At 70.9% G+C, this 19,909-nt stretch carries 18 protein-coding genes; 5 read left to right on the top strand and 13 right to left on the bottom strand.

Annotation, left to right across the window (positions count from 1 at the left end; genetic code table 11):
• Positions 1-10 precede the first annotated feature (10 nt).
• The 3 genes from AC1RRS_RS03205 to AC1RRS_RS03195 all read right to left on the bottom strand — a co-directional run bounded on the left by AC1RRS_RS03205 (position 11) and on the right by AC1RRS_RS03195 (position 6,098).
• Positions 11-2,434 carry a M20/M25/M40 family metallo-hydrolase gene (locus AC1RRS_RS03205; protein WP_492853908.1) on the bottom strand — a complete coding sequence of 808 codons (2,424 nt, stop codon included), beginning with the start codon at positions 2,432-2,434 and terminating at the stop codon, positions 11-13.
• Between the two features lie 139 nt (positions 2,435-2,573).
• Positions 2,574-3,311, bottom strand: a complete 738-nt coding sequence (locus tag AC1RRS_RS03200; RefSeq protein ID WP_492853907.1) for a lysozyme inhibitor LprI family protein — start codon at positions 3,309-3,311, stop codon at positions 2,574-2,576.
• A 180-nt stretch (positions 3,312-3,491) separates the two neighbouring features.
• On the bottom strand, positions 3,492-6,098 hold the full coding sequence (locus tag AC1RRS_RS03195; protein ID WP_492853906.1) for a TonB-dependent receptor: 2,607 nt from the start codon (positions 6,096-6,098) through the stop codon (positions 3,492-3,494).
• A gap of 266 nt (positions 6,099-6,364) precedes the next feature.
• Here AC1RRS_RS03195 and AC1RRS_RS03190 point away from each other — a divergent pair, with 266 nt between their 5' ends.
• From AC1RRS_RS03190 to AC1RRS_RS03180, 3 genes are all read left to right on the top strand, one after another.
• On the top strand, positions 6,365-7,816 hold the full coding sequence (locus tag AC1RRS_RS03190; RefSeq protein ID WP_492853905.1) for a protein adenylyltransferase SelO: 1,452 nt from the start codon (positions 6,365-6,367) through the stop codon (positions 7,814-7,816).
• Between the two features lie 159 nt (positions 7,817-7,975).
• The gene (locus AC1RRS_RS03185) at positions 7,976-8,101 is read left to right on the top strand and encodes a hypothetical protein (protein WP_110120497.1); all 126 of its coding nucleotides are present in this window, start codon (positions 7,976-7,978) and stop codon (positions 8,099-8,101) included.
• Between the two features lie 483 nt (positions 8,102-8,584).
• Positions 8,585-9,802 (top strand): RtcB family protein, encoded by a 1,218-nt coding sequence (locus AC1RRS_RS03180; protein ID WP_492853904.1) that lies wholly within the window; start codon positions 8,585-8,587, stop codon positions 9,800-9,802.
• 53 nt (positions 9,803-9,855) lie between these two features.
• Here the strand turns inward: AC1RRS_RS03180 and AC1RRS_RS03175 are convergent, their stop codons facing one another.
• From AC1RRS_RS03175 to AC1RRS_RS03165, 3 genes are all read right to left on the bottom strand, one after another.
• Positions 9,856-10,356 (bottom strand): DUF1097 domain-containing protein, encoded by a 501-nt coding sequence (locus AC1RRS_RS03175; RefSeq protein WP_492853903.1) that lies wholly within the window; start codon positions 10,354-10,356, stop codon positions 9,856-9,858.
• Positions 10,357-10,419: 63 nt separating this feature from the next.
• Positions 10,420-11,322, bottom strand: coding sequence for an SDR family oxidoreductase (locus tag AC1RRS_RS03170; protein ID WP_492853902.1), 903 nt, complete (start codon positions 11,320-11,322; stop codon positions 10,420-10,422).
• 110 nt (positions 11,323-11,432) lie between these two features.
• Positions 11,433-12,173, bottom strand: a complete 741-nt coding sequence (locus tag AC1RRS_RS03165; RefSeq protein ID WP_492853901.1) for an SDR family oxidoreductase — start codon at positions 12,171-12,173, stop codon at positions 11,433-11,435.
• 114 nt (positions 12,174-12,287) lie between these two features.
• On the opposite strand from AC1RRS_RS03165, the gene AC1RRS_RS03160 reads away from it, so the two are divergent.
• A complete protein-coding gene (locus tag AC1RRS_RS03160; protein ID WP_492853900.1) occupies positions 12,288-13,190 on the top strand; it encodes a LysR family transcriptional regulator in 903 nt (300 codons plus the stop codon).
• A gap of 12 nt (positions 13,191-13,202) precedes the next feature.
• On the opposite strand, the gene AC1RRS_RS03155 is transcribed toward AC1RRS_RS03160, so the two are convergent.
• Positions 13,203-14,165, bottom strand: a complete 963-nt coding sequence (locus AC1RRS_RS03155) for a hypothetical protein (RefSeq protein ID WP_492853899.1) — start codon at positions 14,163-14,165, stop codon at positions 13,203-13,205.
• A gap of 126 nt (positions 14,166-14,291) precedes the next feature.
• Between AC1RRS_RS03155 and AC1RRS_RS03150 the strand changes: the two genes are divergently transcribed.
• Positions 14,292-15,371 carry a hypothetical protein gene (locus AC1RRS_RS03150; protein WP_492853898.1) on the top strand — a complete coding sequence of 360 codons (1,080 nt, stop codon included), beginning with the start codon at positions 14,292-14,294 and terminating at the stop codon, positions 15,369-15,371.
• Between the two features lie 75 nt (positions 15,372-15,446).
• On the opposite strand, the gene AC1RRS_RS03145 is transcribed toward AC1RRS_RS03150, so the two are convergent.
• The 6 genes from AC1RRS_RS03145 to AC1RRS_RS03120 form a co-directional block, all read right to left on the bottom strand.
• Complete coding sequence (locus AC1RRS_RS03145; protein WP_492853897.1) at positions 15,447-16,136, bottom strand: dienelactone hydrolase family protein; 690 nt, start codon at positions 16,134-16,136, stop codon at positions 15,447-15,449.
• Positions 16,133-16,816 carry a dienelactone hydrolase family protein gene (locus AC1RRS_RS03140; protein WP_492853896.1) on the bottom strand — a complete coding sequence of 228 codons (684 nt, stop codon included), beginning with the start codon at positions 16,814-16,816 and terminating at the stop codon, positions 16,133-16,135. The genes AC1RRS_RS03145 and AC1RRS_RS03140 overlap by 4 nt, the downstream gene beginning before the upstream one ends.
• A 117-nt stretch (positions 16,817-16,933) precedes the next feature.
• On the bottom strand, positions 16,934-17,512 hold the full coding sequence (locus AC1RRS_RS03135; RefSeq protein WP_492853895.1) for a hypothetical protein: 579 nt from the start codon (positions 17,510-17,512) through the stop codon (positions 16,934-16,936).
• The gene (locus AC1RRS_RS03130) at positions 17,509-18,045 is read right to left on the bottom strand and encodes a L,D-transpeptidase family protein (RefSeq protein ID WP_492853894.1); all 537 of its coding nucleotides are present in this window, start codon (positions 18,043-18,045) and stop codon (positions 17,509-17,511) included. The genes AC1RRS_RS03135 and AC1RRS_RS03130 overlap by 4 nt, the downstream gene beginning before the upstream one ends.
• Complete coding sequence (locus tag AC1RRS_RS03125) at positions 18,042-19,010, bottom strand: hypothetical protein (protein WP_492853893.1); 969 nt, start codon at positions 19,008-19,010, stop codon at positions 18,042-18,044. The genes AC1RRS_RS03130 and AC1RRS_RS03125 overlap by 4 nt, the downstream gene beginning before the upstream one ends.
• Complete coding sequence (locus AC1RRS_RS03120) at positions 19,010-19,852, bottom strand: hypothetical protein (protein WP_492853892.1); 843 nt, start codon at positions 19,850-19,852, stop codon at positions 19,010-19,012. Before AC1RRS_RS03120 ends, AC1RRS_RS03125 begins: the two co-directional genes overlap by 1 nt.
• Between the last annotated feature and the right edge of the window lie 57 nt (positions 19,853-19,909).

Raw genomic sequence — 19,909 nt, 5'->3', positions numbered from 1 at the left:
GGGAGAGGGATCACCAGGAAACCGCCGCCCGGGTCAGCACCAGGGTCTTGTCCGACAGCCCCCAGGCCATCAGCCCGTCGGGCTTGGCCCCCGGCGAGGGCGTGGCGCGGGGCCAGCCTTCGCGGACTTCCAGGGCGGCGGCCTCGACGCGGCCGGAGCCGTTCAGGCGGCTGAAGCTGAGGGTCACGCCGCTGGGGTCGGGGGCGTGGTAGGTCAGGCTGGTCCACTCGCCGGCCTTGGTGGTCAGGGGCACGGGGCGGCCGTTGAGGCGGGCGCCGGCCAGCATGCCGTCGGGCCTGATCCGCACCGTGACATATTCGGCGCCGGGACCGGGGATCACCCGCACCAGCAGCCGCTCGCCGGCCTGTTCCAAGACGAGTTGCGGCGGGTCCAGCGGCACGGGCCGGGCGTCGGCCAGCCAGGCCTTGGACTTGAAGAACGGGACCAGTTCCTGCTGCACCGGCGTGCCGCCCTGGGCGGTCAGGGCCCCGCGCGACCAGGCGTCCAGCCGCGGCAGGGTCGAGATCCGGTAGGCGCGGCCGGTCGACAGGTCCGAAAGATGCGCGGCCTCGGTCAATTCCGGCCGCGTGGCGCTGGCCCCGGCCAGCACGGCGTAGGCCACCAGCGCCGCGCCCAGGCCGGCGACCAGGGTGGCGGGGATGGCCGCCAGCTTCAGGGCCGAGAAGTCGTGGGCCAGGGGGATCAGGGCCGGCAGGGCCAGCAGGCCGAACGCCGCCAGGATCGCCGGCAGCTCGACGCCCAGCCCTGCGAAGGTCCAGCCGCCCCAGGCGCCGACCTGGGCGACCACGGCGACGGCCGCCAGGGCCACGAAGAAGGTCAGGGCCAGGGCCACGCGCTTGTTGCGGGTGCCGCCCTTGGCCAGCACCAGCACCGCCGCCAGGGCCGCGACCAGCAGCGGCCACGTGGTCATCACCGAGCCGCCGGGCAGCAGCACCATGGTCGCGATGGCGATGGCCAGCAGGCCGACCAGCGCCCCGATCCAGGCCCCCAGCACGCCCACCGGCTTGCCCAGCGAGGCCCAGACCAGCACGGCGGCGGCGACGCCGAGACCGAGACCGATCGGATCCAGCGCCGGCCCGCCGACCAGGCAGGTGAGGCCGCCGGCGGCCAGGGCCAGCAGGCTGGGCCAAATCCGCGCCGCGCCCTTGGCCTGGCCGATCACCACGGCCAGGGCCGTGCCGACGAGCAGCGCCGTGCCGCCCAGCAGCAGCGGGTTGAACCGGCCCAGCAGGGCGTAGTGGCCCTGCAAATCCACGATGCCCAGCAGCTTGCCGGCCAGGTGCAGCACCAGGCCGCCCGAGACGCCCACCAGCAGGAAGCCGCACAGGCCCTTGAGCAGTTCGACGACGCTGGTCGTCTTGATCATCAGGCCGCGCACCAGGGCGTAGAGCACCAGCGCGCCGGCCAGGGCCAGCAGGCCCCAGGCGACCTCGACCGGATAGCTGACCATCACCAGGCCGAAGAGGTCCGAATAGACCGCGTTGGGCGCCTTGGCCGGCAGGTCGGCGGCGGTCGCCAGGGCGCGCACCGTCGGCAGCACCTGGTCGCCCAGGTGTTGCAGGCTGCCCTGGTCGAGATGGTCGGCGCGGGCCAGGGGCGTGTGATAGGCCAGCTGGTCGTCGATGAAGGCGAAGTTCAGCCCCGGCAGGCCAGCCTTCACCGCGTGGGTGAAGTCGGTGTCGTTGGGCATCTTCTCGTAGACCGCCGCGGCCAGGGAGTTGGCGGCCGGGCGGATGGCCTCGCGGGCGAAGAGGTGCATCAGGGCGCCGTTGCCGGGGCCGGTCTGGAACATCGCCGCCCGGCCGGAATCGCCGCGCGCCTCCATGTTGATCACCAGGCCCACGCGCTCGCGCAGCGGGTCGCGGGCGAAGAAGGCGTCGGCGCCCAGCAGGCCCTGCTCCTCGCCGTCGGTGAACAGGAAGATCACGTCGCGGGCCGGCTTGGGTCCCGCCTTCAGGGCGCGGGCCACCTCGAGGGCGGCGGCCACGCCGGCCGCGTCGTCGGCCGCGCCGGGCGAGTTGGCCACCGAGTCGTAGTGGCTCATCACCAGCACGGCGGGCTTGGTGCGGTCAGCGCCCGGCAGCACGCCGATGACGTTCTGCACGGCCCCGGCCGACAGGAACCGGCCCTGGCTGCGCGCCGGGGCGTAACCCTCGTCGGCGCGCACGGCCAGCTCCAGCCCCAGCGACGAGATCCGGCTCATCAGGTGCTCGCGCACCCGCACGATGTCGGTCGAGCCGGTGGGGTGGGGGCGCAGGGCGATGGTCCGCACGTCGGCCATGGCCCGCGTGGCCGAGAAGGCGTCGGGCGGCGCGGTCGCGGGCAGGGGCGGCGGCGCGCGCTGGGCCAGGGCGGCCAGGGCCAGGCCCAGCAGCAGGCAGATCCAGAACCCCAGGAGTCTGATCGCTTTCATTCGCGGCTCGCCCTCGCGTCTTCCCGGCGGTTCGCCCCCGTCAGGTGAGGTTAGAGGGGCGAGGGTGGGGGTGTTCGCGCGAACGGGAAACGGGAAAAGGCGGGCGTGCGGAGCGAAAATGCGCCGGCTGCGTCTCGCGTCAGCGCGTCGTCGGCTCGACCAGCAGGGGCGGCGTGCTGTCCATGAACTGCAGCCAGCTGGCCCAGACGGTGCGGGTGCGCGACTGGGTGACCAACTGCCAGCAGTCCTCGTACATGGCTCCGCGAATGGTGCCGTCGCTGAACCGCGTATAGACGGCCGAGCACTCGGCCTTGCGGAAGGCCTCCCACGCCGTCTGCGAGGCGTCGAACTCGGCCAGGGCGGCCTTGGCCGAGGCGCCGGTGAACTCATCCCGCGCCTCTTCCGTCAGGCGCTTGCGGGCCGTGGCGAGGTAGCGGGCCAGCTCGCGGTCGGCCCGGCGGGAATATTCGGCCTGGCAGGCGTTGATCTCGGGCGTGGATCCGGCGCGCTCGCAGATCGCCGGCTTGTCCGAGGTCGCCGCCAGCAGCTTGATCTGCCGCTGATAGGCGGCCGACAGGCAGGCGATGTCGACGCAGGCGGCGCGCTGCTTCAGCCAGGCCGTCTGCCGGGTCTTCACCGAGGTCGGATCGGCCGAACGGTCGAGCGCGCCGCGATAGGCGCCCTCGAGCTGGGAGTCGAAGGCGTCGAGATCGGGGTCTTCGCAGATCAGGCGCTCGACCTGGCTGGCGGCCTTCTTGCAGTCGAAGCTGGCGGCGCTTGCGGCTCCGCACCAAAGCAGGGCCGCGCCGAGCAGGACGGCGGTCAGGCCTGGTCGGGTCCACGCGCCCGACGCATCAAGATCCCAAACGCCCGCCATCGATCTTTCCCCAAAGCCGCCATCGTTCGATGGCCCAGCCTAGCCGCGCCGCCGGCCATCTTACACCCCGGGTTGATGTCTGGGCGCGGTCTCGCCAACGAAAAAGGGCGGCCCTCGCGGACCGCCCTTCCCGTGTTTCCCCAGGCGCCGGATCCCGTGACCGGGCTCTGGCGGCTCGGATCAGAACTTCGCCCGCAGGGTCACGCCGTAGGTGCGCGGCGCGCCGAGGAAGGCGTCGTAGGTGATGGTGTCCTTGGAGGCCGAGTAGGTCGGCGAGGTCGCCGAGAGGCCCGACGAGCCTTGCAGCGGCCCGTTGAACACCACCTGATAGTACTCTTCGTCGAACAGGTTCTGGGCCCACAGTTCGGCGGTCCACTTGTCGTCCGCGTCGCCGATGCCGATGCGGGCGTTGACCACCGTGTAGGCGTCCTGGTGCTTCAGCGGGAACAGGTCCGAGCCGGTGTTGTAGTCCGACACGTACTTGGCGCCGATGTTGTACTTGGCCTTCAGGGTCGCGCCGACCGGGTGCGAGTAGCTGATCGAGGCCGACCCCGACCATTCCGGCGCGAACGACACCTGGCTGCCGGGCAGCAGCGACAGGGCGTTGTTCGGGTCGTTCGGGATCGACTGATCGCCGTACTCGGTCTTGGCGTAGGTCAGGCCGCTCTGGATGGTCAGGCCGCGCAGCGGGGTGAACCACAGGAAGTCGGCGTCGACGCCCTTGGAGGTCACTTCCGGCACCGAGCGCACCGCGAACGAGGTGCCCAGGAAGGTGTTCAGCTGGAAGTCGGTGAACTTCTGGTAGAAGCCCGTGAAGTTCAGCAGCACCGAGCGGTTGAACAGGGTGTTCTTGACGCCGATTTCATAGCTGTCGACGAATTCGGCCGGGAACGAGGTGTCGTAGATCGGCGTCACGCCGTTGCCGCCGCTCTGGGTGCCGTTCGACGACTGGGTGCGGTCGAGGTTGTAGCCGCCGCCCTTGTAGCCGCGGGCCGCCGACGCATAGGCGAACACCGACGGGTTGAAGCGGTACGAGGCCTTGACCGTGCCGGTCCATTCGCGGTCGGTGCGGCTTTGCTGGGTGCCGCGGCCGTTGAACAGCGGGTTGGCCCAGGGCAGGCACATGTTGCCGACGACGGTCGAGACCAGGGTGGTGCCGGTCGAGGTGGCGAACAGGGCCGCCGGCACGCCGCGGGCGACCAGCTGCTGGGCGACGCGGGTCTGGCCGGCGGTGGTCAGCAGGGCCGCGCAGCCCGGCGCGGAGCCGGTCTGGTAGGTGTCCAGGTCCTTGCTCTCGGAGGTGTAGCGCAGGCCCAGGGTGATATCGAAGGCCTCGGTGACCTTCAGGGTGTTGTTGGTGAACAGCGCCACGGTCTTGGAGCGCTGGTTGTAGGTGTCGTGCAGGCCGGTGCCGGTCGGGAACGACGAACCGTAGCTCAGGGCCGTCACCTGCGAGGCGAACAGCGCGCTGTTGGCCTGGTTGACGGTGATCCCGGCGGTGGCCAGCGAGCTGGCGATGCCCGACAGGATGATCGTCGACATGTAGGCTTCGTAGTCGGCCCCGAACTTGAAGTTGGCCTCGTTGTCGAGGCGCTCGTCGGCCAGGAAGGCGCCGACCAGCCAGTTCAGGCGCTCGGTGTTCCCCGCCAGGCGCAGTTCCTGGGTGTAGGTGGTGAACTCGGCGTAGTTGGTGCCGTCCTTGGCGCGGTAGGTGATGTCGGCGGCGGTGAAGTCGCTGTCCTGGCCGGTGTCGGTGCGCCAGTTACGGATGGCGCTGATCGAGGTCAGGGTGCCGATCGGCAGGTCGATGTCGGCCTGCAGCGAGATGCCCTTGTCTTCCACTTCCTGCGGCGAGCCGCGGTTGGAATAGGCCACGCGCTTGAACGGGTCGGCCGGATTGGCGATGCCGGTGCCGGTGCTGAGGGCGTTGACCACGGCGTAGGTCGGGCCGGTGCGGATCTGCACGGCGCCGCAGCAGTTTTCGTCGCGCTTGGTGTAGTCGGCGATGATCTTGAAGGTGGCGTTGTCGTCCGGCACGAACAGCAACTGGCCGCGCACGGTGTAGAAGTTCTGGTCGGCGTCTTCCTTCTCGGCGCTGGGGCCTTCGCCCGTCACCACCGTGTTGAAGCCGTCGCGCTTGCGGGCGGCGGCGTACAGGCGGCCGGCCCACTTGTCGCTGCCGAACAGCGGCCCGGTGACCGAGGCGGCCAGGCCCTTGGCGTCGTAGTTGCCGACCGTGGCCTCGACATTGGCCCCGAAGCCGAACTCCGGCTCCTTGGTGATGATGTTGATGACGCCGGCCGAGGTGTTCTTGCCGAACAGGGTGCCTTGCGGGCCCTTCAGCACCTCGATGCGCTCCATCTCGCCCAGGTCGCCGAACGACACGCCGTTGCGCGGGCGATAGACGCCGTCGATCACCACGCCGACCGAGCTTTCCAGGCCGGGGTTGTCGCCGACCGTGCCGACGCCGCGGATGCGGGCGGTGGTCGAGGCTTCCGACGTGGTCGAGGTCACGGTCAGGCCCGGGGTCAGGATCGTCAGGTCCTTGATGTCCTTGACGCCGGTGTCCTGCAGCAGCTTGGCGCCGACCGCGGTGACCACCACCGGGGTGTCCTGCAGGTTCTGCTCGCGCTTCTGGGCGGTGACGATGATGCTGTCGACGGTGAGGGTTTCGGGCTCCTGGGCGGCCGCCGCGGCCGTGTCCTGAGCATGGGCGACGCCGATCGCGGCGACGCCCGCGAGCACGACGGCGGACGCCGTGCCGCGAAGCACCTGGGTAAAGCGCATTTCCTACCTCGGTTCGTTATGACGAGAGCGCTTGCACCGCCCCCGCCGGCTTTTTGATTGGCCTACACCCGAACGATTGTTCGAATGGACAGCCAATGGTTATGGGCGGTCCGGATGCTCGGCAAGCGAAATCCTTGCTGGAACACGGATCGAGAGTTGCTGTTGCGAAACTGCGACAGCGTTATGTGAACATCCGCGCTTTCTTAAAACCGCGCGGCGGGGGCGGGCTTCTTGCGCGCGGGCGGCGCCGGGCGCATCTGGCGCACATGCCGGTCTCCGAACGCTATCGCCCCGATCCCCGATTCGCCGGCCTCGTCGCGCAGGCGGGCGAGTTCGCCGACCCCGTCGCCCCGGCCGACTTTCCGCAGACGATCCTGCGCTTCCGCAACGATCGCGCGGCCGCCACGGTGGGGCTCGCGGGGCTGACCGACGCCGAGTGGATTTCGCATTTCGCGCGCTTCCAGGCCTTGCCGGACAATCAGTCCCGGCCCCTGGCCATGCGCTATCACGGCCACCAGTTCCGCTCTTACAACCCCGAGCTCGGCGACGGTCGCGGCTTCCTGTTCGCGCAACTTCGAGAGGCCGGTTCGGACCGCCTGCTCGACCTGGCCACCAAGGGCTCGGGCCAGACCCCCTGGTCGCGCCACGGCGACGGCCGGCTGACCCTGAAGGGCGGGATGCGCGAGATCCTGGCCGCCGGCCTGCTGGAGGCCCTGGGCGTTCCCACCTCGCGGGCCTTCTCGCTGGTCGAGACCGGCGAGGCCCTGACCCGCGGCGACGAGCCCAGCCCCACCCGCTCGGCGGTGCTGACGAGACTTTCCCATAGCCATGTACGCTTCGGGACCTTCCAGCGCCTGGCCTATTTCGAGCGCGCCGACCTGATCACGGCCATGGTCGACCACGTGGTCGAGACCTATTTCCCGCATCTGATCGACGCCCCCGACCGGCCGACGGCGATGTTCCAGGAGGTGGTGGCCCGCACCGCCCGCCTGGTCGCCCGCTGGATGGCCGCCGGCTTCGTGCACGGGGTGCTCAACACCGACAACATGGTCGTCACCGGCGAGAGCTTCGACTACGGCCCCTGGCGCTTCCTGCCGGGCAACGATCCCAACTTCACGGCCGCCTATTTCGACCATTCGGGCCTCTACAGCTTCGGCCGCCAGCCGGAGGCCGGGTTCTGGAACCTGCAGCAGCTGGCCGCCTGCCTGGCGCTGGTCTGCCCCGACCAGTCGGGCCTGATCGCCGCCCTCAACGGCTTCTCGGCCGCCTATCGCGACGCCCTGCGCGAGGCCGTGATCGCCCGCCTGGCCGTGAAGAGCCGGGGCGAGGAGGCCGACGTCGCGCTGGTCAACGCCGCCTTCAAGGCCCTGGCCGAAGGAACCAAGCTTTCCGGCGGCGAGGCCCTGCGCTGGGAACCGTTCTTCTTCGACTGGTTCGGCGGCGAGGCTTCGCAAGTCCGCGCCCTGGAGGGGCCGCGCGGCGCGCTCTACCAGGACCCGGTCTTCGCCGACTTCCGCGCCCGCCTCTCGGCCTTCGAGCCGGATCGTCCGGAGCGCCTGGAAAACCCCGTGTTCGGACGAACCGAGCCCGAGGAACTGCTGATCGACGAGGTCGAGGCCCTGTGGGCCCCGATCGCCGAGGCCGACGACTGGGCGCTGCTGAACGACAAACTCGCGCGGATCGAGATCGCCAGGCTGGCCTACAACCTCGACCAGTGACATAAGTTTGAGGCAATTATGCCGCATGCTGAGTTTTCCGGCGGGCTGGCCGGAACAAACGTCACGCTAGCGGTTTAAGCGACCTGGACGGCGGTCTATCAACCCCGCGGCTGACCCCCTTCCGGCGGGCGAGGCGGGCTCTGAGGTGGAGAAAAACGCATGCGCATCTTCCAACCGATCCTGCTGGTCTGCGCCGTGGCCCTGTCGTTCATCGGCGCCCTCGGCATCCCCGGCTGCGCCCGCGCCATCGGCGAAGCGCTCTCGGACGGCCCGGAACTGGCTTAAACGTCCTTCTCCCCTTGCGGGAGAAGGTGTCATCCGCAGGATGACGGATGAGGGGTCTCTCAAACGGGAGACGCCTCGCCCAGCCTGTCCGCCGTCGCGGCGGCGAGTTCTGAGAAACCCCTCACCCGACCCCGCTCCCGCAAGGGGAGAGGGATAAATTTACCACACCGCCCGCAACTTCCGCTTGCGCCGCTCGCGCGGCCCCTGGCGCGGGTTCGCGTAACCCTGTAATCGCCCGCCTCCCGATGAGGACTTCGAAGACCATGGCGCGCAAAGCCCCAGTCACGACCGTCAGCTACCAACTGGACCGCCAGGTCGAGGGTAATGGCGCGCGCGTGTCGGAGGGGAAGACGGCCTAGGTCCAAGCGGACTTCGGGAAGTACGGAAAAACCCCTCCTGGCCTTGGCCGGAGGGGTTTTTCGTTTTGCGCGGAAATTCCTCCGACCATGACGCCGGGAGGGGCGGATTGGAAAGGAGAAGCCCATGAGCGGCTTCACGCACATCGAAAGCGAAGGCGCGCCGATCAAGGCGTGGACCCAAGGCGTGCCGATCGAGGACTCGGCGCTCAAGCAGCTGCGCAACGTCGCCAGCCTGCCGTTCATCCACAAGCACGTGGCGGTGATGCCCGACGTGCACTGGGGGATGGGCGCCACCGTCGGCTCGGTGATCCCGACCTACAAGGCGATCATCCCGGCCGCCGTGGGCGTCGACATCGGCTGCGGCATGATGGCGGTGCGCACCTCGATCCGCGCCGAGCACCTGCCCGACAACCTGTTCGGCGTGCGCTCGGCCATCGAGGCCGCGGTGCCGCACGGCCGCACCGACAACGGCGGGCGCAACGACAAGGGCGCCTGGCAGGTTGAACCCCCGGCGGTCGCCGCCGAGAAGTGGGCCGGGCTGAAGGAGGGCTACGACGACATCGTCGCCCGCAACCCCAAGGCCGGCCACCCGCGCGGGTTCGGGCACCTCGGCACGCTGGGCACGGGCAACCATTTCGTCGAGCTGTGCCTCGACGAGGCCGGCGACGTCTGGGTGATGCTGCACTCGGGCTCGCGCGGCGTGGGCAACCGCTTCGGCACGTTCTTCATTGAGCGGGCCAAGCACGAGATGCGCCGCTGGTTCGTCAACCTGCCCGACGAGGACCTGGCCTACTTCGCCGAGGGCTCCGACGGCTTCGTCGACTACGTGCGGGCCGTGGCCTGGGCCCAGAAGTACGCCCGGGCCAACCGCGAGGTGATGATGCACGAGGTGCTGGGGGTGCTGCGCCAGCACTTCCCGGATCTGGTGGTGACGGAGGAAGCGGTGAACTGCCACCACAACTACGTCAGCAAGGAGAAGCACTTCGGCAAGGAGGTCTACCTCACCCGCAAGGGCGCGGTGTCGGCCAAGGCCGGAGAGCTCGGCATCATCCCCGGCTCGATGGGCGCCAAGTCGTTCATCGTGCGCGGCAAGGGCAACCCGGACTCGTTCTGCACCTGCTCCCACGGGGCGGGGCGGGCGATGAGCCGCAACGAAGCCAAGCGCCGGTTCACCGTGGCCGACCACATGGCCGCCACCGCCGGCGTCGAGTGCCGCAAGGACGAGGGCGTGATCGACGAAACCCCGATGGCCTACAAGGACATCGACGCCGTCATGGCCGCCCAGAGCGACCTGGTGGAAATCGTCCACACCCTGCGCCAGGTGGTGTGCGTGAAGGGCTAGCAGGACGCCGTCCGGTTGTGAAACCGGGCGGCGTTTCTGCGTGGGGGAGGCGGTCAGTGGCCGATCGACCAGCGGCCTTGCAGCCGCTGCGACAGCCAGCCGCCGCCGAGGCCGATGGCCATGCCGGCCGCCAGTTCGGCGACCGAGGCCAGGGCCGGTTCCAGGTGCGCGGCGAAGAAGGCGATCAGGCCCAGGAACCAGGCGGGGATGTTGTCGAGCAGGCGGACGGCCCGCATCGACACCACGGCCAGGGCGACGACGAAGACCACGACTCCGAGAGACACCGCGCCCAGGCTCGGACCCAGAATCCGCAAGGCCAGCACGGCGACGGCGCCGAGCGCCAGGCCGCAGGCCAGGCACAGCCAAGTCGCCAGGCCCTGCCGGGCCGAGAGCGGACGGGTGAACCAGGCCACCCATCCGATGAACATCACCCAGGGCGCAAGCCCAAGCGTCAGGCTGGTGGTGGCGGCGGCCGCCGCGGTGAGCGCCGCCACGCTCCCGAAGGCGAGGAAGGCCAGCGGGCGGCGGCCAGAGACGGACTGAAGATCGGTCATGGGAAACTCCGGAAGAAAGGCCGCCGACGCGAGGGGCGCGTCGGCGGCGTCGACTGTCGGGCGTCAGGCGCGTTCGGCGGGGCTCAGCAGGTTTTCGAGACCGATGTTGCGGTACATCTCGCGACGCATGCGATCGGCGACGGCGTTGACCACCTCGGCGCCGTCCTGGGACGGATCGACGTGCACCCGGAACGGCCGCCGGCCGAAGGGCGTGTCGACCACCCGCACGATCTGGCGCGCCACCTCGGCCGGATCGGCGTCTGCGGGTTCCAGCCCGGCCAGGCCCTTCAGCGCCTTGTCGGCGATCCCGGCATAGGGGCCGGCCTCGTACTCGGCGACGCGGGCCGTGTCGGAGGGCGAGCCGGAGTGGGCGAAGTGGTTGGTGCCCTTGGTGAAGGCGCCCGGCACCATGATCGTGGTCTCGACGCCCCAGAGGGCCAGTTCGGTGGAGTAGGAGACGGCCAGGGCGTCCATCGCCGCCTTGGCCGCGAAATAGGGCGCCAGGAACGGCGGGGTCCCGCCGCGCGTCGAGGACGAGCCGACCCAGACCAGCAGACCCTGTCCCCGGCCGCGCAGGTGCGGCAGGGCGGCGCGGTTGACCCGTTGGGCGCCCAGGACGTTGACGTCGTACTGCTGGATGTATTGGTCGGGGGTGAAGGCCTCGGCCGGGCCGAACATCATGTGGCCGGCGTTGTGGACGATGGTGTCGAGACGGCCGGCGTCCTCGAGGATGAAGGCGATCCCGGCTTCGGCGGACGCATCGGACTGGACGTCCAGCTCGGCGGTGCGCAGATCGACGCCCTGGGCCTTGGCCCAGGCGGCGGTCTCGGACACGCGGGGGGCGTTGCGCCCCTGGGTTTCGCGCATCGAGGCGTAGACGGTGTGGCCGGCCTGGGCCAGGGCCTTGGCGGTCATGAGGCCGAAGCCCGAGGAGGCGCCGGTGACGAGAATGACTTGCTTGGACATGACGAGATCTTTCCGAGGGGCTGTCCCGCCGTCGCTTCTGGCGATGTGGCTTGGGGACGAGGTTGTGGGTCGGGGCGTGGTGGCGCGTGCGGGGGTGGCGCGTGCGGGGGTCAGGCGATCCCGCCGTTGGCGCGCAGGGTCTGGCCGTTGATCCAGGCGCCGTCCGGGCCGGCCAGGAAGGCGACGGCGGCGGCGATGTCCTCGGGCTGGCCCAGCCGTTCCAGCGGGGCCATCTTCGACAGGCGGTCGACCACCTCCTGCGGCTTGCCGTCGAGGAACAGCTTGGTGGCGGTCGGGCCGGGGGCGATGGCGTTGACGGTGATGTTGCGGCCGCGCAGTTCCTTGGTCAGGACGCTGGTCATGGCCTCGACCGCCGCCTTGGTCGCCGCATAGACGCCGTAGGTCGGCTGCAGCATTGTGGTGACGCTGGACGAAATGTTGATGATCCGGCCGCCGTCGCGCAGGCGGCGCGAGGCTTCGCGCAGGGTGTTGAAGCTGCCCTTCAGGTTCACCGCCACCTGGCGGTCGAACAGGGCGTCGTCGCTGTCGGCGATCGTGGCCAGCTGCATGATCCCGGCGTTGTTGACCAGCACGTCCACGCCGCCGAAGGCCGCCTGGGTGGTGTCGAACAGCCGGGCCACGGCGGCGGCGTCGGCGATGTCGGCCTGGGCGGCGACGGCGCGCCCGCCGGCCGCCTCGATCCGGGCCACCAGGGCCTCGGCCGGGTCGGCCCGGCCGGCGTAGTTGACGACGACGACGAAGCCGTCGCTGGCCAGCCGCTCGGCGACCGCGGCGCCGATGCCGCCCGAAGCGCCGGTGACAATGGCGACCTTGTTGGCGAGGTGGGTCATGGGTCTGTCTCCTTGAGGGCCACCGGTCGTCGGCGGCTGATGAGGAGACAGTGCCTGTTTGCTTTTGCGCGATAATCAGGCACAAACTGGCATCACTATTCGAAAGTGCGAACAATGGATCGGTTCGAGGCGATGCGGGCCTTCACCCGGATCGTGGAGCGGCGCAGCTTCACCCGGGCGGCCGAGGACCTGGGCCTGCCCCGCTCGTCGGTCACCGACGCGGTCAAGGGGCTGGAGGCCCGGCTGGGCGTGCGGTTGCTTCAGCGTACGACCCGCCATGTCAGCCCCACGCTGGACGGCGAGGCCTATTACCGCCGCTGCGTCGACCTCATCTCCGACCTGGAAGACGCCGAGGCCGGCTTCACCGGCGCCAAGCCCTCAGGACTGGTGCGGATCGACGTCCACGGCACCCAGGCGCGGCACTTCCTGCTGCCGGGCCTGCCTGGTTTCCTGGAGGCCTATCCCGACATCCGCCTGCACATCGGCGAGGCGCACCAGGCGATGGACATGGTGCGCGAGGGCTTCGACTGCATGCTGCGGGCCGGCGAGCTGACCGTCGACAGTTCACTGATCCGCCGGCGGCTGGCGACCCTGCCGCGCGGCACCTTCGCCAGCCCCGACTATATGCGCCGCTTCGGCCTGCCGCGAACGCCGGACGAGCTGGAGAGCGGCGGCCACCGGATGGTCGGCTATTACGCCCCCGACGCGCCGGAGATCGCGCCTTTCGACTTCACCGTCGGCGGCCAGTCGCGCCGCATGGTGCTGCCGGCCGCCATCACCGTGACCGGGCCGGAGACCAACGTCGCTTCGGCCTGTCTGGGGCTGGGCCTGATCCAGGTGCCCAAGTACCGGGTCGCGGCCGACCTCGCCGCCGGCGTGCTGGTCGAGGTGCTGGCCGACCATCCGCCCGCGCCCCTGCCCGTGCACGTGCTCTATTCGCACACAAGACAGCTCTCGCCGCGCCTTCGCGTGGTCATCGAGTGGATGGCCGAGCAATTTCGGGAACGCGCGACCTAGCCGGGTTCTCGCTCACCCCTCCCAATCCGCCAGCACCCCCGCCCGCGCTAGGCTGCCGAACAGCCGCTGCACGTTGCCGGCGTTGGTCCGGGCCATCTCGACCATCCGCGCCGCCATCGCCGCCGGCAGGGCCGCGACCACGCCGTCGGCTTCGCGGCGGCAGAAGCCCAGCGTCTCCAGTTCAGCCACCCGGCGGCGGACGGTTTCGCGTGGCAGGTTGAGGGTGGCGGCGAGGGCGGCGACGCGGGTGGGGCGGCCCAGGCGGGCCAGGCCGCCGGCCGGGTCGAGGTCGGCCGTGATGGGGCCCGTCTCCTTCCCATTGGCGGCGGGGCGCGTGGCGATCAGCGCCAGCTCCATCAGCACGCGGCTGCTGACGACGTCGCCGGTCAGGGCGATCAGGTCGGCGCAGGCGCGCAGGGTGTATTCGGAGAGGGCCCAGTTGGCGGCGCGCACCGGCGGTTCGGTTCCAGGCGGGGCGGAAGGCGGGGCGGGCTCGAAGGCGGGCAGGGCGCCCAGGGCTTTCAGCGTCTCGTAGAACCGCCGGGCGCGGTCGTAGCGGGCCCGCTGGTCGGCGACATAGGACGGCGAGGTGGTCAGGCTGTGGGGCGCGACCATGCCCTGGGGGCCGATCACGCACAGGCCGGCCTTGGCCAGCCGGCGGGCGCGCCGGCGCACGGTCTCGAACGGCAGGTTCAGCGACTGGGCCACGGCGTTGACGCTGACCGGCCGGCGCAGGTCGTCCGGGGCCGAGACGCTGGGGCCGCCATAGGCCTGGCGCAGGTCGGGCGCGCGCTTGACCGGGGCCATGTTGGCGTCCAGCGCGGCGGTCAGGATCAGGGCGTCGAGCAGCTCGTGGTCGCCGCGGGTGATCTCGACCGTGTCGCGCACATGGTCGAGGCTGGCGCGGGCGACCGCCCAGAAGCGGTGGTCGTCGAGGCGAAGGGCGGTGGTCGTCGCCGGGGGGGAAGCGAACATCAGACGCGATAGGGGGCGGGGTGCGAACGGGGGTATCGGAGTAATACCCATTTTGGGTCGCGCCTGCTTACAGATTTTACGGGTATTGCTAAACCCGCCCTTCGGGGTTGATCGGGGAGGCGCGCCATGGCCCAGGAAATCCTGTTTCCGAACGAGCCGTTCTTCATCGTCTCCAGTCTCGACCACGCCGGCCTGGCGCTGTCGCTGGACAAGGCGGGCAAGCTGGTTCTGGCGCCGCTGCTGGGCTCGCCCGGCCAGCGCTGGGTCGCCGAGCGCGATCGGCGCGGCGGCGCCCTGCTGCGCCACGTCGCCAGCGGCCTGGCCCTGACCTGCAAGACCCGCCGCGTCGGGTCGAGCGGCTCGGACGTGGCCATCGAGGGTCCCGAGGCGCTGGTCTTCGCCGCGCCGCCCGGCCAGCCGGACCTCGCCCAGCGCTGGCGGGCCGAGACCCTGGGCTTCTGGACCTGCCTCAACAGCCAGATGGACTGGGAATACAAGCTCAACGTCTTCGGCGGCGACAAGACGGGCCGGATCGGCGTGCGTCGCTGGGAGAACGGCGCGCCCCAGGAGTGCTGGCTCCTGCCGACCGAGGCCGGCGTGATCGCGCTGCAGTACGTCCGCTACGACCTCGACCGGGCCGTGGCCGAGCACCTGCCGCCGGCCCCGGCGGACCCGGCCCTGATCGTCGACAATCGCGCCGGCGAGGAACCGCTGGAGAAGCGCATCGTCCTTACCCGCACCTGCGTCTCCGAGGGCGGCTGCAGGCTGGACCCGGCCGATCGCGGGCGCCTGGCCGGCGCGACGATCCATGAAGACGAGGTCTCGATCGGGGTGGTGCTCACCGACCAGGGGGACTGCGTCGAGCGCGAGATGGCGCCGACCCCGCTGGACAATCCGGATCCGCATCGGACGGTGTCGGAGGAGCGGGTCGAGGTCGCGGTCCATGTGCCGCCAGGCCGGGTCTACAGCTACCAGGCGCTGGTTCGCCACGCGAGGGTGCGGGCGCCGTTCACGGCGCGCCTGTTGTTCCACGGGCAGGGGGTGGGCGTGGAGTCGCGCGCATTCGACGTGGCGGGCGTCTTCACCGGCGTCAATCCGGTGGAGACCAGGATCCAGGTCCGCGACCTCACCCCCAAGGACGGAGACACGCGCGCGGCGAGGCGGGGCGAGGAGTCGCCGGTGATCGCGGAGCTGACGCCGGCCTGACCGGCGCGGTTCGCAACGAGCTCGTCGACGCGCGTGGGGGCGCGCGTCCGGGAGAGGGGGAGGCCTGGCCCGCCGTCAGGCTTCCCCCTTGCTCCCGCCCGAGCGCTGGAAGAGCTGCAGGGTGCGCAGCATCGACAGCCGGGCGCTGTCGGCGTGGTGGCCGCTGGGGGCCACGAAGGCGTGGCCGGCCTCGTACTGGAAGATCGGCAGGTCCGGATGCGCCCCGGCGATGGCCTCGACGTCGGCCAGGGGGATCATTTCGTCGGTCTTGCCGAAGTGCAGGATGGTCGGGACCTTCGGCGTCTCGTCGCGATACCTGACGATGTCGCCGCCGTAGAAGGCCGAGACCGCCGTGACCCCGCTCGCCCGCGTCGCCGCCAGCCAGGCGGTGGTGCCGCCAAAGCAGAAGCCGACCACGAACACCGGCCCGCCCTCCAGGGCGTCGATCGCCGTCTGCACGCGGGGCAGGCAGGCCGCGCCCCAGGCGGCCTGTTCGCCGAGGGCCATGCGGTCGTCGAGGATCGCCGGCTCGGTGTTGAGTTCCGGCCACGCGGCGTCGGCGGAGTCCAGCAGGTCGGGGGCGATCACCTCGTAGCCGTGCTCGGCCAGGCTTTCGCTGAACTCGCGGATGTGCGGGGTGATCCCCCAGATGGCGTGCAGCACCACCACGCCCCCGCGCCGCGCCTCGCCCGGCGGCACGCGCCAGGCGCTGAACGGGCCGCCCTCGCGGTCGGCCAGGGCGATGCGGGTTCCGGTGGTGGTCACGCGCCGGCTCCATTCGCCTCGAACAGGGCCAGCGTGCGCTCGCGGGCCAGCTCGGCGTCGGAAAGGTCGCTGTCGGGACGGCCGTCGTTGTTGAAGCCGTGGCCGCTGTTCTCATAGACGTAGACCGGCAGGTCGGGATGCGATGTCCACACGGCCGCCTTGACGGCCTCGGCGTCGATGTGGCCGTCCTTGGCGCCCAGGTGGACGATCACCGGGCAGTTCAGCGGCAGGGCCGCGTTGGCCCCCACCTGGCTGCCGTAATAGCTGGAGCCGGCGGCGAGGCCTTCCAGCTTCGAGGCCGCCACCCACACCAGCGAGCCGCCCATGCAGTAGCCGACGGCGAACACCGGGCCCTTGTCCTTCAGGGCGTCGATGCTGGCCTGGATGTCCGACAGCATGGCCGGGAAACCCACCTGGCCGACGGCGGCGATGCCGGTCTGGAAGCCCTCCGGGTCGTGCTCGGCGACGTAAGCAGGCGTGACGCGGTCGAACAGCGACGGCGCGATCGCCTCGTAGCCGCGCGCGGCCCAGCGCGCGACGTCGGCCTGGACATACTGGTCGAGGCCGAAGATCTCCTGGATCACCACGACCCCGCCCTTGCGCGGCCCTAGCGGCGCGGCGTGCAGGGCGGAGAACGCGAAGCCGTCGACGGCGGAGGTCAGGGTGATGGTGTCGGACATGCGCGGCTCCCGGCTCGGTTTGGCGCGCATCCAGACCCGCGCCGCCCTTCCGGTCAAGGCGCTCAGTCGTCGAAGTCGATCAGCGAGACGTGCGGGGCGGAGCCTCGAGCGTCTTGCTCATCGGGTCCGCTCGGAGACTTGAGGGAAGAGGTGGGGCGCGCGCCGGTGGATCTCCGCCTTCAGGTCGCGGGTCGCGATGTCGAGATTGTCGAGATCGATGTCGACGGGCGCCGATACGGGCCACTCGGGAGCGTTCCGTTCCTCCACGGCCGGCGCCCCCAGGATCAGGCGCAGGGCCTCGCCGTCCTCGCCGTACGACTGGACCGAGGCCGAGGCGATCCGCGTCCAGGGCAGGAAGTAGAGCGGCCCGTCGTGGCCCTCGCGCCAGCGGATCCCGTCGAAGGCGACGATCAGACGGGGGGTCTTGTCGCGCAGGGCGAAGGGCAGCCGTCCGATCACGACGGCGGCGATCGCCACGGGCAGCAGCGAAAGCCAGGCCGTCGGCGAGATCGGCCACGCCCAGACCTGCGAGAGCCAGTCCCGCCAGGACCAGATCGCATGGGCGTCGAGCGCCTGCGACCAGGCCGCCACGCCGGCGAAGGCGACCAGGATCAGCGCGAGCGCGGCGTGCATGGCCACCATGCGCCGCAGATCGGGGCGGACCACGACGGAGGAGGTGTCGATCGCTTGGCTCATGGCGTGATCCTCACCGTCGCGCCGTCGCGCACCAGGGTCCAGACCTCTTCTATCTCGGGATCGGTGAGCGCTATGCAGCCGTCGGTCCAGTCGCGGCCCGCATAGAGCGCCGCCAGGGCGCCGCGGCCGTTGGGCAGGCCGTGGATCATGATGTCGCCGCCGGGCGAGACCCCCGCCGCCCGGGCCGCGGCGACCTGGGCCGGGGTCGGATAGCCGATGCGCAGGGCCAGGTGATAGCGGCTGTTCGGGTTGCGGCCGGTGATGCGGTAGTCGCCCTCGGGCGTGCGCCGGTCGCCTTCGCGGGTCTTGGGCGCCAGGCCGCCGGCCCCCAGCGAGACCGTGTAGGCGCGCACCAGCCGCTGGCCGGCATAGAGGCTCATGCGATGGGCGGCCTTCTCGATCACGATCCGGTCGACGGCGCCTTTGCCGGCCGGGGCGGGCGCCTGGGCCGTGGCCGCGCCGCAAGCGCTCAGCGCGGAGGCGGTCAGCAGCAAGGTCGCGGCGACGGACAGTTCCAGGACGCCGCGGGTCATGGGCGGTCCGGCGGGAACTGCATGGCGCGCGACATCTGGACCGCCAGCTCCCGGGTGATCGTCGGCCGCAGCAGGGTCTCGCCGACCGGCAGGGCCGACAGCAGGCGGATGTCGGCCTGGCCGTCGATCGTGACGTTCGAGATGTCCACGACATAGCCGGCAGGCGTCACCAGCCGCCCGACGCCGGCCGGATCGAGGTGCACGACCAGCGAGAAGGCCTCCTTCAGCGACTCCGGCGCGGCGCCGATCAGGATGTGGAACTCGGCCCGGCCATCGCACAGGAAGCTGCCGGACTTCAGCCGGCCCGAGATCGGGCCGACATAGCGCAGCGCCATCCATTCGGGCGCGGCGGCCGGCGGCGCCGTGGCCTGGGGCGAGGGCTTGGGCGAGGCCTGGGGCAAGGTTTGGGCGGCGGCGTAGGCGACCGGCTCGCGCAGCGGGCGGATCGGCCCCAGGCCGCCGATCTGGAAGCCGCTGTCGTTGAGCATCGGCTTGCCGCGGTCGGCGACGCCCTCGAAACGGCCGTCGTCGTCCTGGTCGAGGAAGCAGACGGCCCACTGCGGGCGGGGCGAGCGGCAGTAGGTCTTGCCCCAGGCGGTGACGGCGGGCCAAAGCGCCTGGCCGGGCGCGCCCAGGGCGGTCTTGCCGTCGGGCGCCGCCGCCAGGACGACGCCGGGGCCGGGACGCACCCGTTGCAGGGCCAGGACGGTCCCCGGCGACAGACGCCGCGTCGCCGCGTCGGGCTTCACCGCGGTCTCGACCACCAGGCGCGATTGGGCGACGATCCGGCCGATCCTGGTTTCGAAGAACGCCCGGTGATCGTCGGGCAGGGTCTCCCACGAGCGCAGCGGCGTGGTCGGGTCGGCGATGGGAGCGGGCGGGGGCGGGACGGCGGGCTGGGCCGACACGGCCTCGGCGGCGATCAGGGCGGCCAGAACGGCGCCGGCGAAGATCAGGCGTCGCATCACGGCTTCCTCGGGCGTTGCGCACCGGTGGCGTCGGGCTCGAACCGCGCCTCGTCGAGGTGAGGGTTCATCGGCTCCAGCACCTCGTAGCGCAGCGCGCCGTCGGCGGCGTAGCCCAGCAGCCGGATGCGCGCGCCGCGAGGGCGCACCTGCGCCGACTGGTCCGGCGCGGCCGTCAGCGCCCGGGAGGTCGACATCGGTTGCAGGCCCTTGCGGGTTTCGAAGGCCAGGCCGATGTCGACCACGGGTGGGGTCTTGAGCTTCGGGTCGGGCTTGCGTCCGTCGGCGGCCGCCGGGCTCCAGATCACCGCGAAGTTCATCGCGGGGCCTTCGGCGTAGGGCAGGCGGTTATAGGCGGCGGGCTTGGCCAGCTTGCGCATGGCGCCGTAGTCGACGACGAAGAACGGAACGTCGAGGCCCAGCTTGGTCGACGGCATGATCTCGTCGAAGCGGCCGTCGTCGTCGCGGTCGTAGAGGCACAGGAAGTAGGGCTCGCGCCACCAGTCGGGCCGGTCCTTGACGGCGCAGTAGGCGATCGAGAGGCCGTAGCGCACGCCGAACATGCGGCTGCCGGCCGGCGGTCCGCCCGCCGGGAAGGAGGGGACGTCCACCGTGTCGACCAGTTGGGCGGCCCAGGGCGAGACGGCGCGCTGCACGAGAAGGGGCTGGTTCTGAAGCGCGGTGCGTTCGCCGGCCGGCGCAGAGCCGGGCAGCACCGCATAGCGGAACGAGCTGTAGTCCACCGGCTCGGGCTCGGCCAGGGTCGCCTGCCGGGCGACCGCGAACGGAGCCGCAAGAAGGGTCGCCGTCAGGGCGACCGCCGCGGATCGAATTGAACGCACCTGAACCGAGCTCCCCCACGCAACGCGGGCAAGCTCGGCCAGGTGGAGCTTTATTTC

The sequence above is a fragment of the Caulobacter sp. GW821-FHT12A07 genome (genome assembly GCF_058807655.1).
This window is presented reverse-complemented; position numbering and strand designations above follow the sequence as displayed.

Bases quoted from the DNA above. Each gene is read 5' to 3' on its own strand.
- AC1RRS_RS03205 (WP_492853908.1), bottom strand. From the start codon at position 2,434: ATGAAAGCGATCAGACTCCTGGGGTTCTGGATCTGCCTGCTGCTGGGC.
- AC1RRS_RS03200 (WP_492853907.1), bottom strand. From the start codon at position 3,311: ATGGCGGGCGTTTGGGATCTTGATGCGTCGGGCGCGTGGACCCGACCA.
- AC1RRS_RS03195 (WP_492853906.1), bottom strand. From the start codon at position 6,098: ATGCGCTTTACCCAGGTGCTTCGCGGCACGGCGTCCGCCGTCGTGCTC.
- AC1RRS_RS03190 (WP_492853905.1), top strand. From the start codon at position 6,365: ATGCCGGTCTCCGAACGCTATCGCCCCGATCCCCGATTCGCCGGCCTC.
- AC1RRS_RS03185 (WP_110120497.1), top strand. From the start codon at position 7,976: ATGCGCATCTTCCAACCGATCCTGCTGGTCTGCGCCGTGGCCCTGTCG.
- AC1RRS_RS03180 (WP_492853904.1), top strand. From the start codon at position 8,585: ATGAGCGGCTTCACGCACATCGAAAGCGAAGGCGCGCCGATCAAGGCG.
- AC1RRS_RS03175 (WP_492853903.1), bottom strand. From the start codon at position 10,356: ATGACCGATCTTCAGTCCGTCTCTGGCCGCCGCCCGCTGGCCTTCCTC.
- AC1RRS_RS03170 (WP_492853902.1), bottom strand. From the start codon at position 11,322: ATGTCCAAGCAAGTCATTCTCGTCACCGGCGCCTCCTCGGGCTTCGGC.
- AC1RRS_RS03165 (WP_492853901.1), bottom strand. From the start codon at position 12,173: ATGACCCACCTCGCCAACAAGGTCGCCATTGTCACCGGCGCTTCGGGC.
- AC1RRS_RS03160 (WP_492853900.1), top strand. From the start codon at position 12,288: ATGGATCGGTTCGAGGCGATGCGGGCCTTCACCCGGATCGTGGAGCGG.
- AC1RRS_RS03155 (WP_492853899.1), bottom strand. From the start codon at position 14,165: ATGTTCGCTTCCCCCCCGGCGACGACCACCGCCCTTCGCCTCGACGAC.
- AC1RRS_RS03150 (WP_492853898.1), top strand. From the start codon at position 14,292: ATGGCCCAGGAAATCCTGTTTCCGAACGAGCCGTTCTTCATCGTCTCC.
- AC1RRS_RS03140 (WP_492853896.1), bottom strand. From the start codon at position 16,816: ATGTCCGACACCATCACCCTGACCTCCGCCGTCGACGGCTTCGCGTTC.
- AC1RRS_RS03135 (WP_492853895.1), bottom strand. From the start codon at position 17,512: ATGAGCCAAGCGATCGACACCTCCTCCGTCGTGGTCCGCCCCGATCTG.
- AC1RRS_RS03130 (WP_492853894.1), bottom strand. From the start codon at position 18,045: ATGACCCGCGGCGTCCTGGAACTGTCCGTCGCCGCGACCTTGCTGCTG.
- AC1RRS_RS03125 (WP_492853893.1), bottom strand. From the start codon at position 19,010: ATGCGACGCCTGATCTTCGCCGGCGCCGTTCTGGCCGCCCTGATCGCC.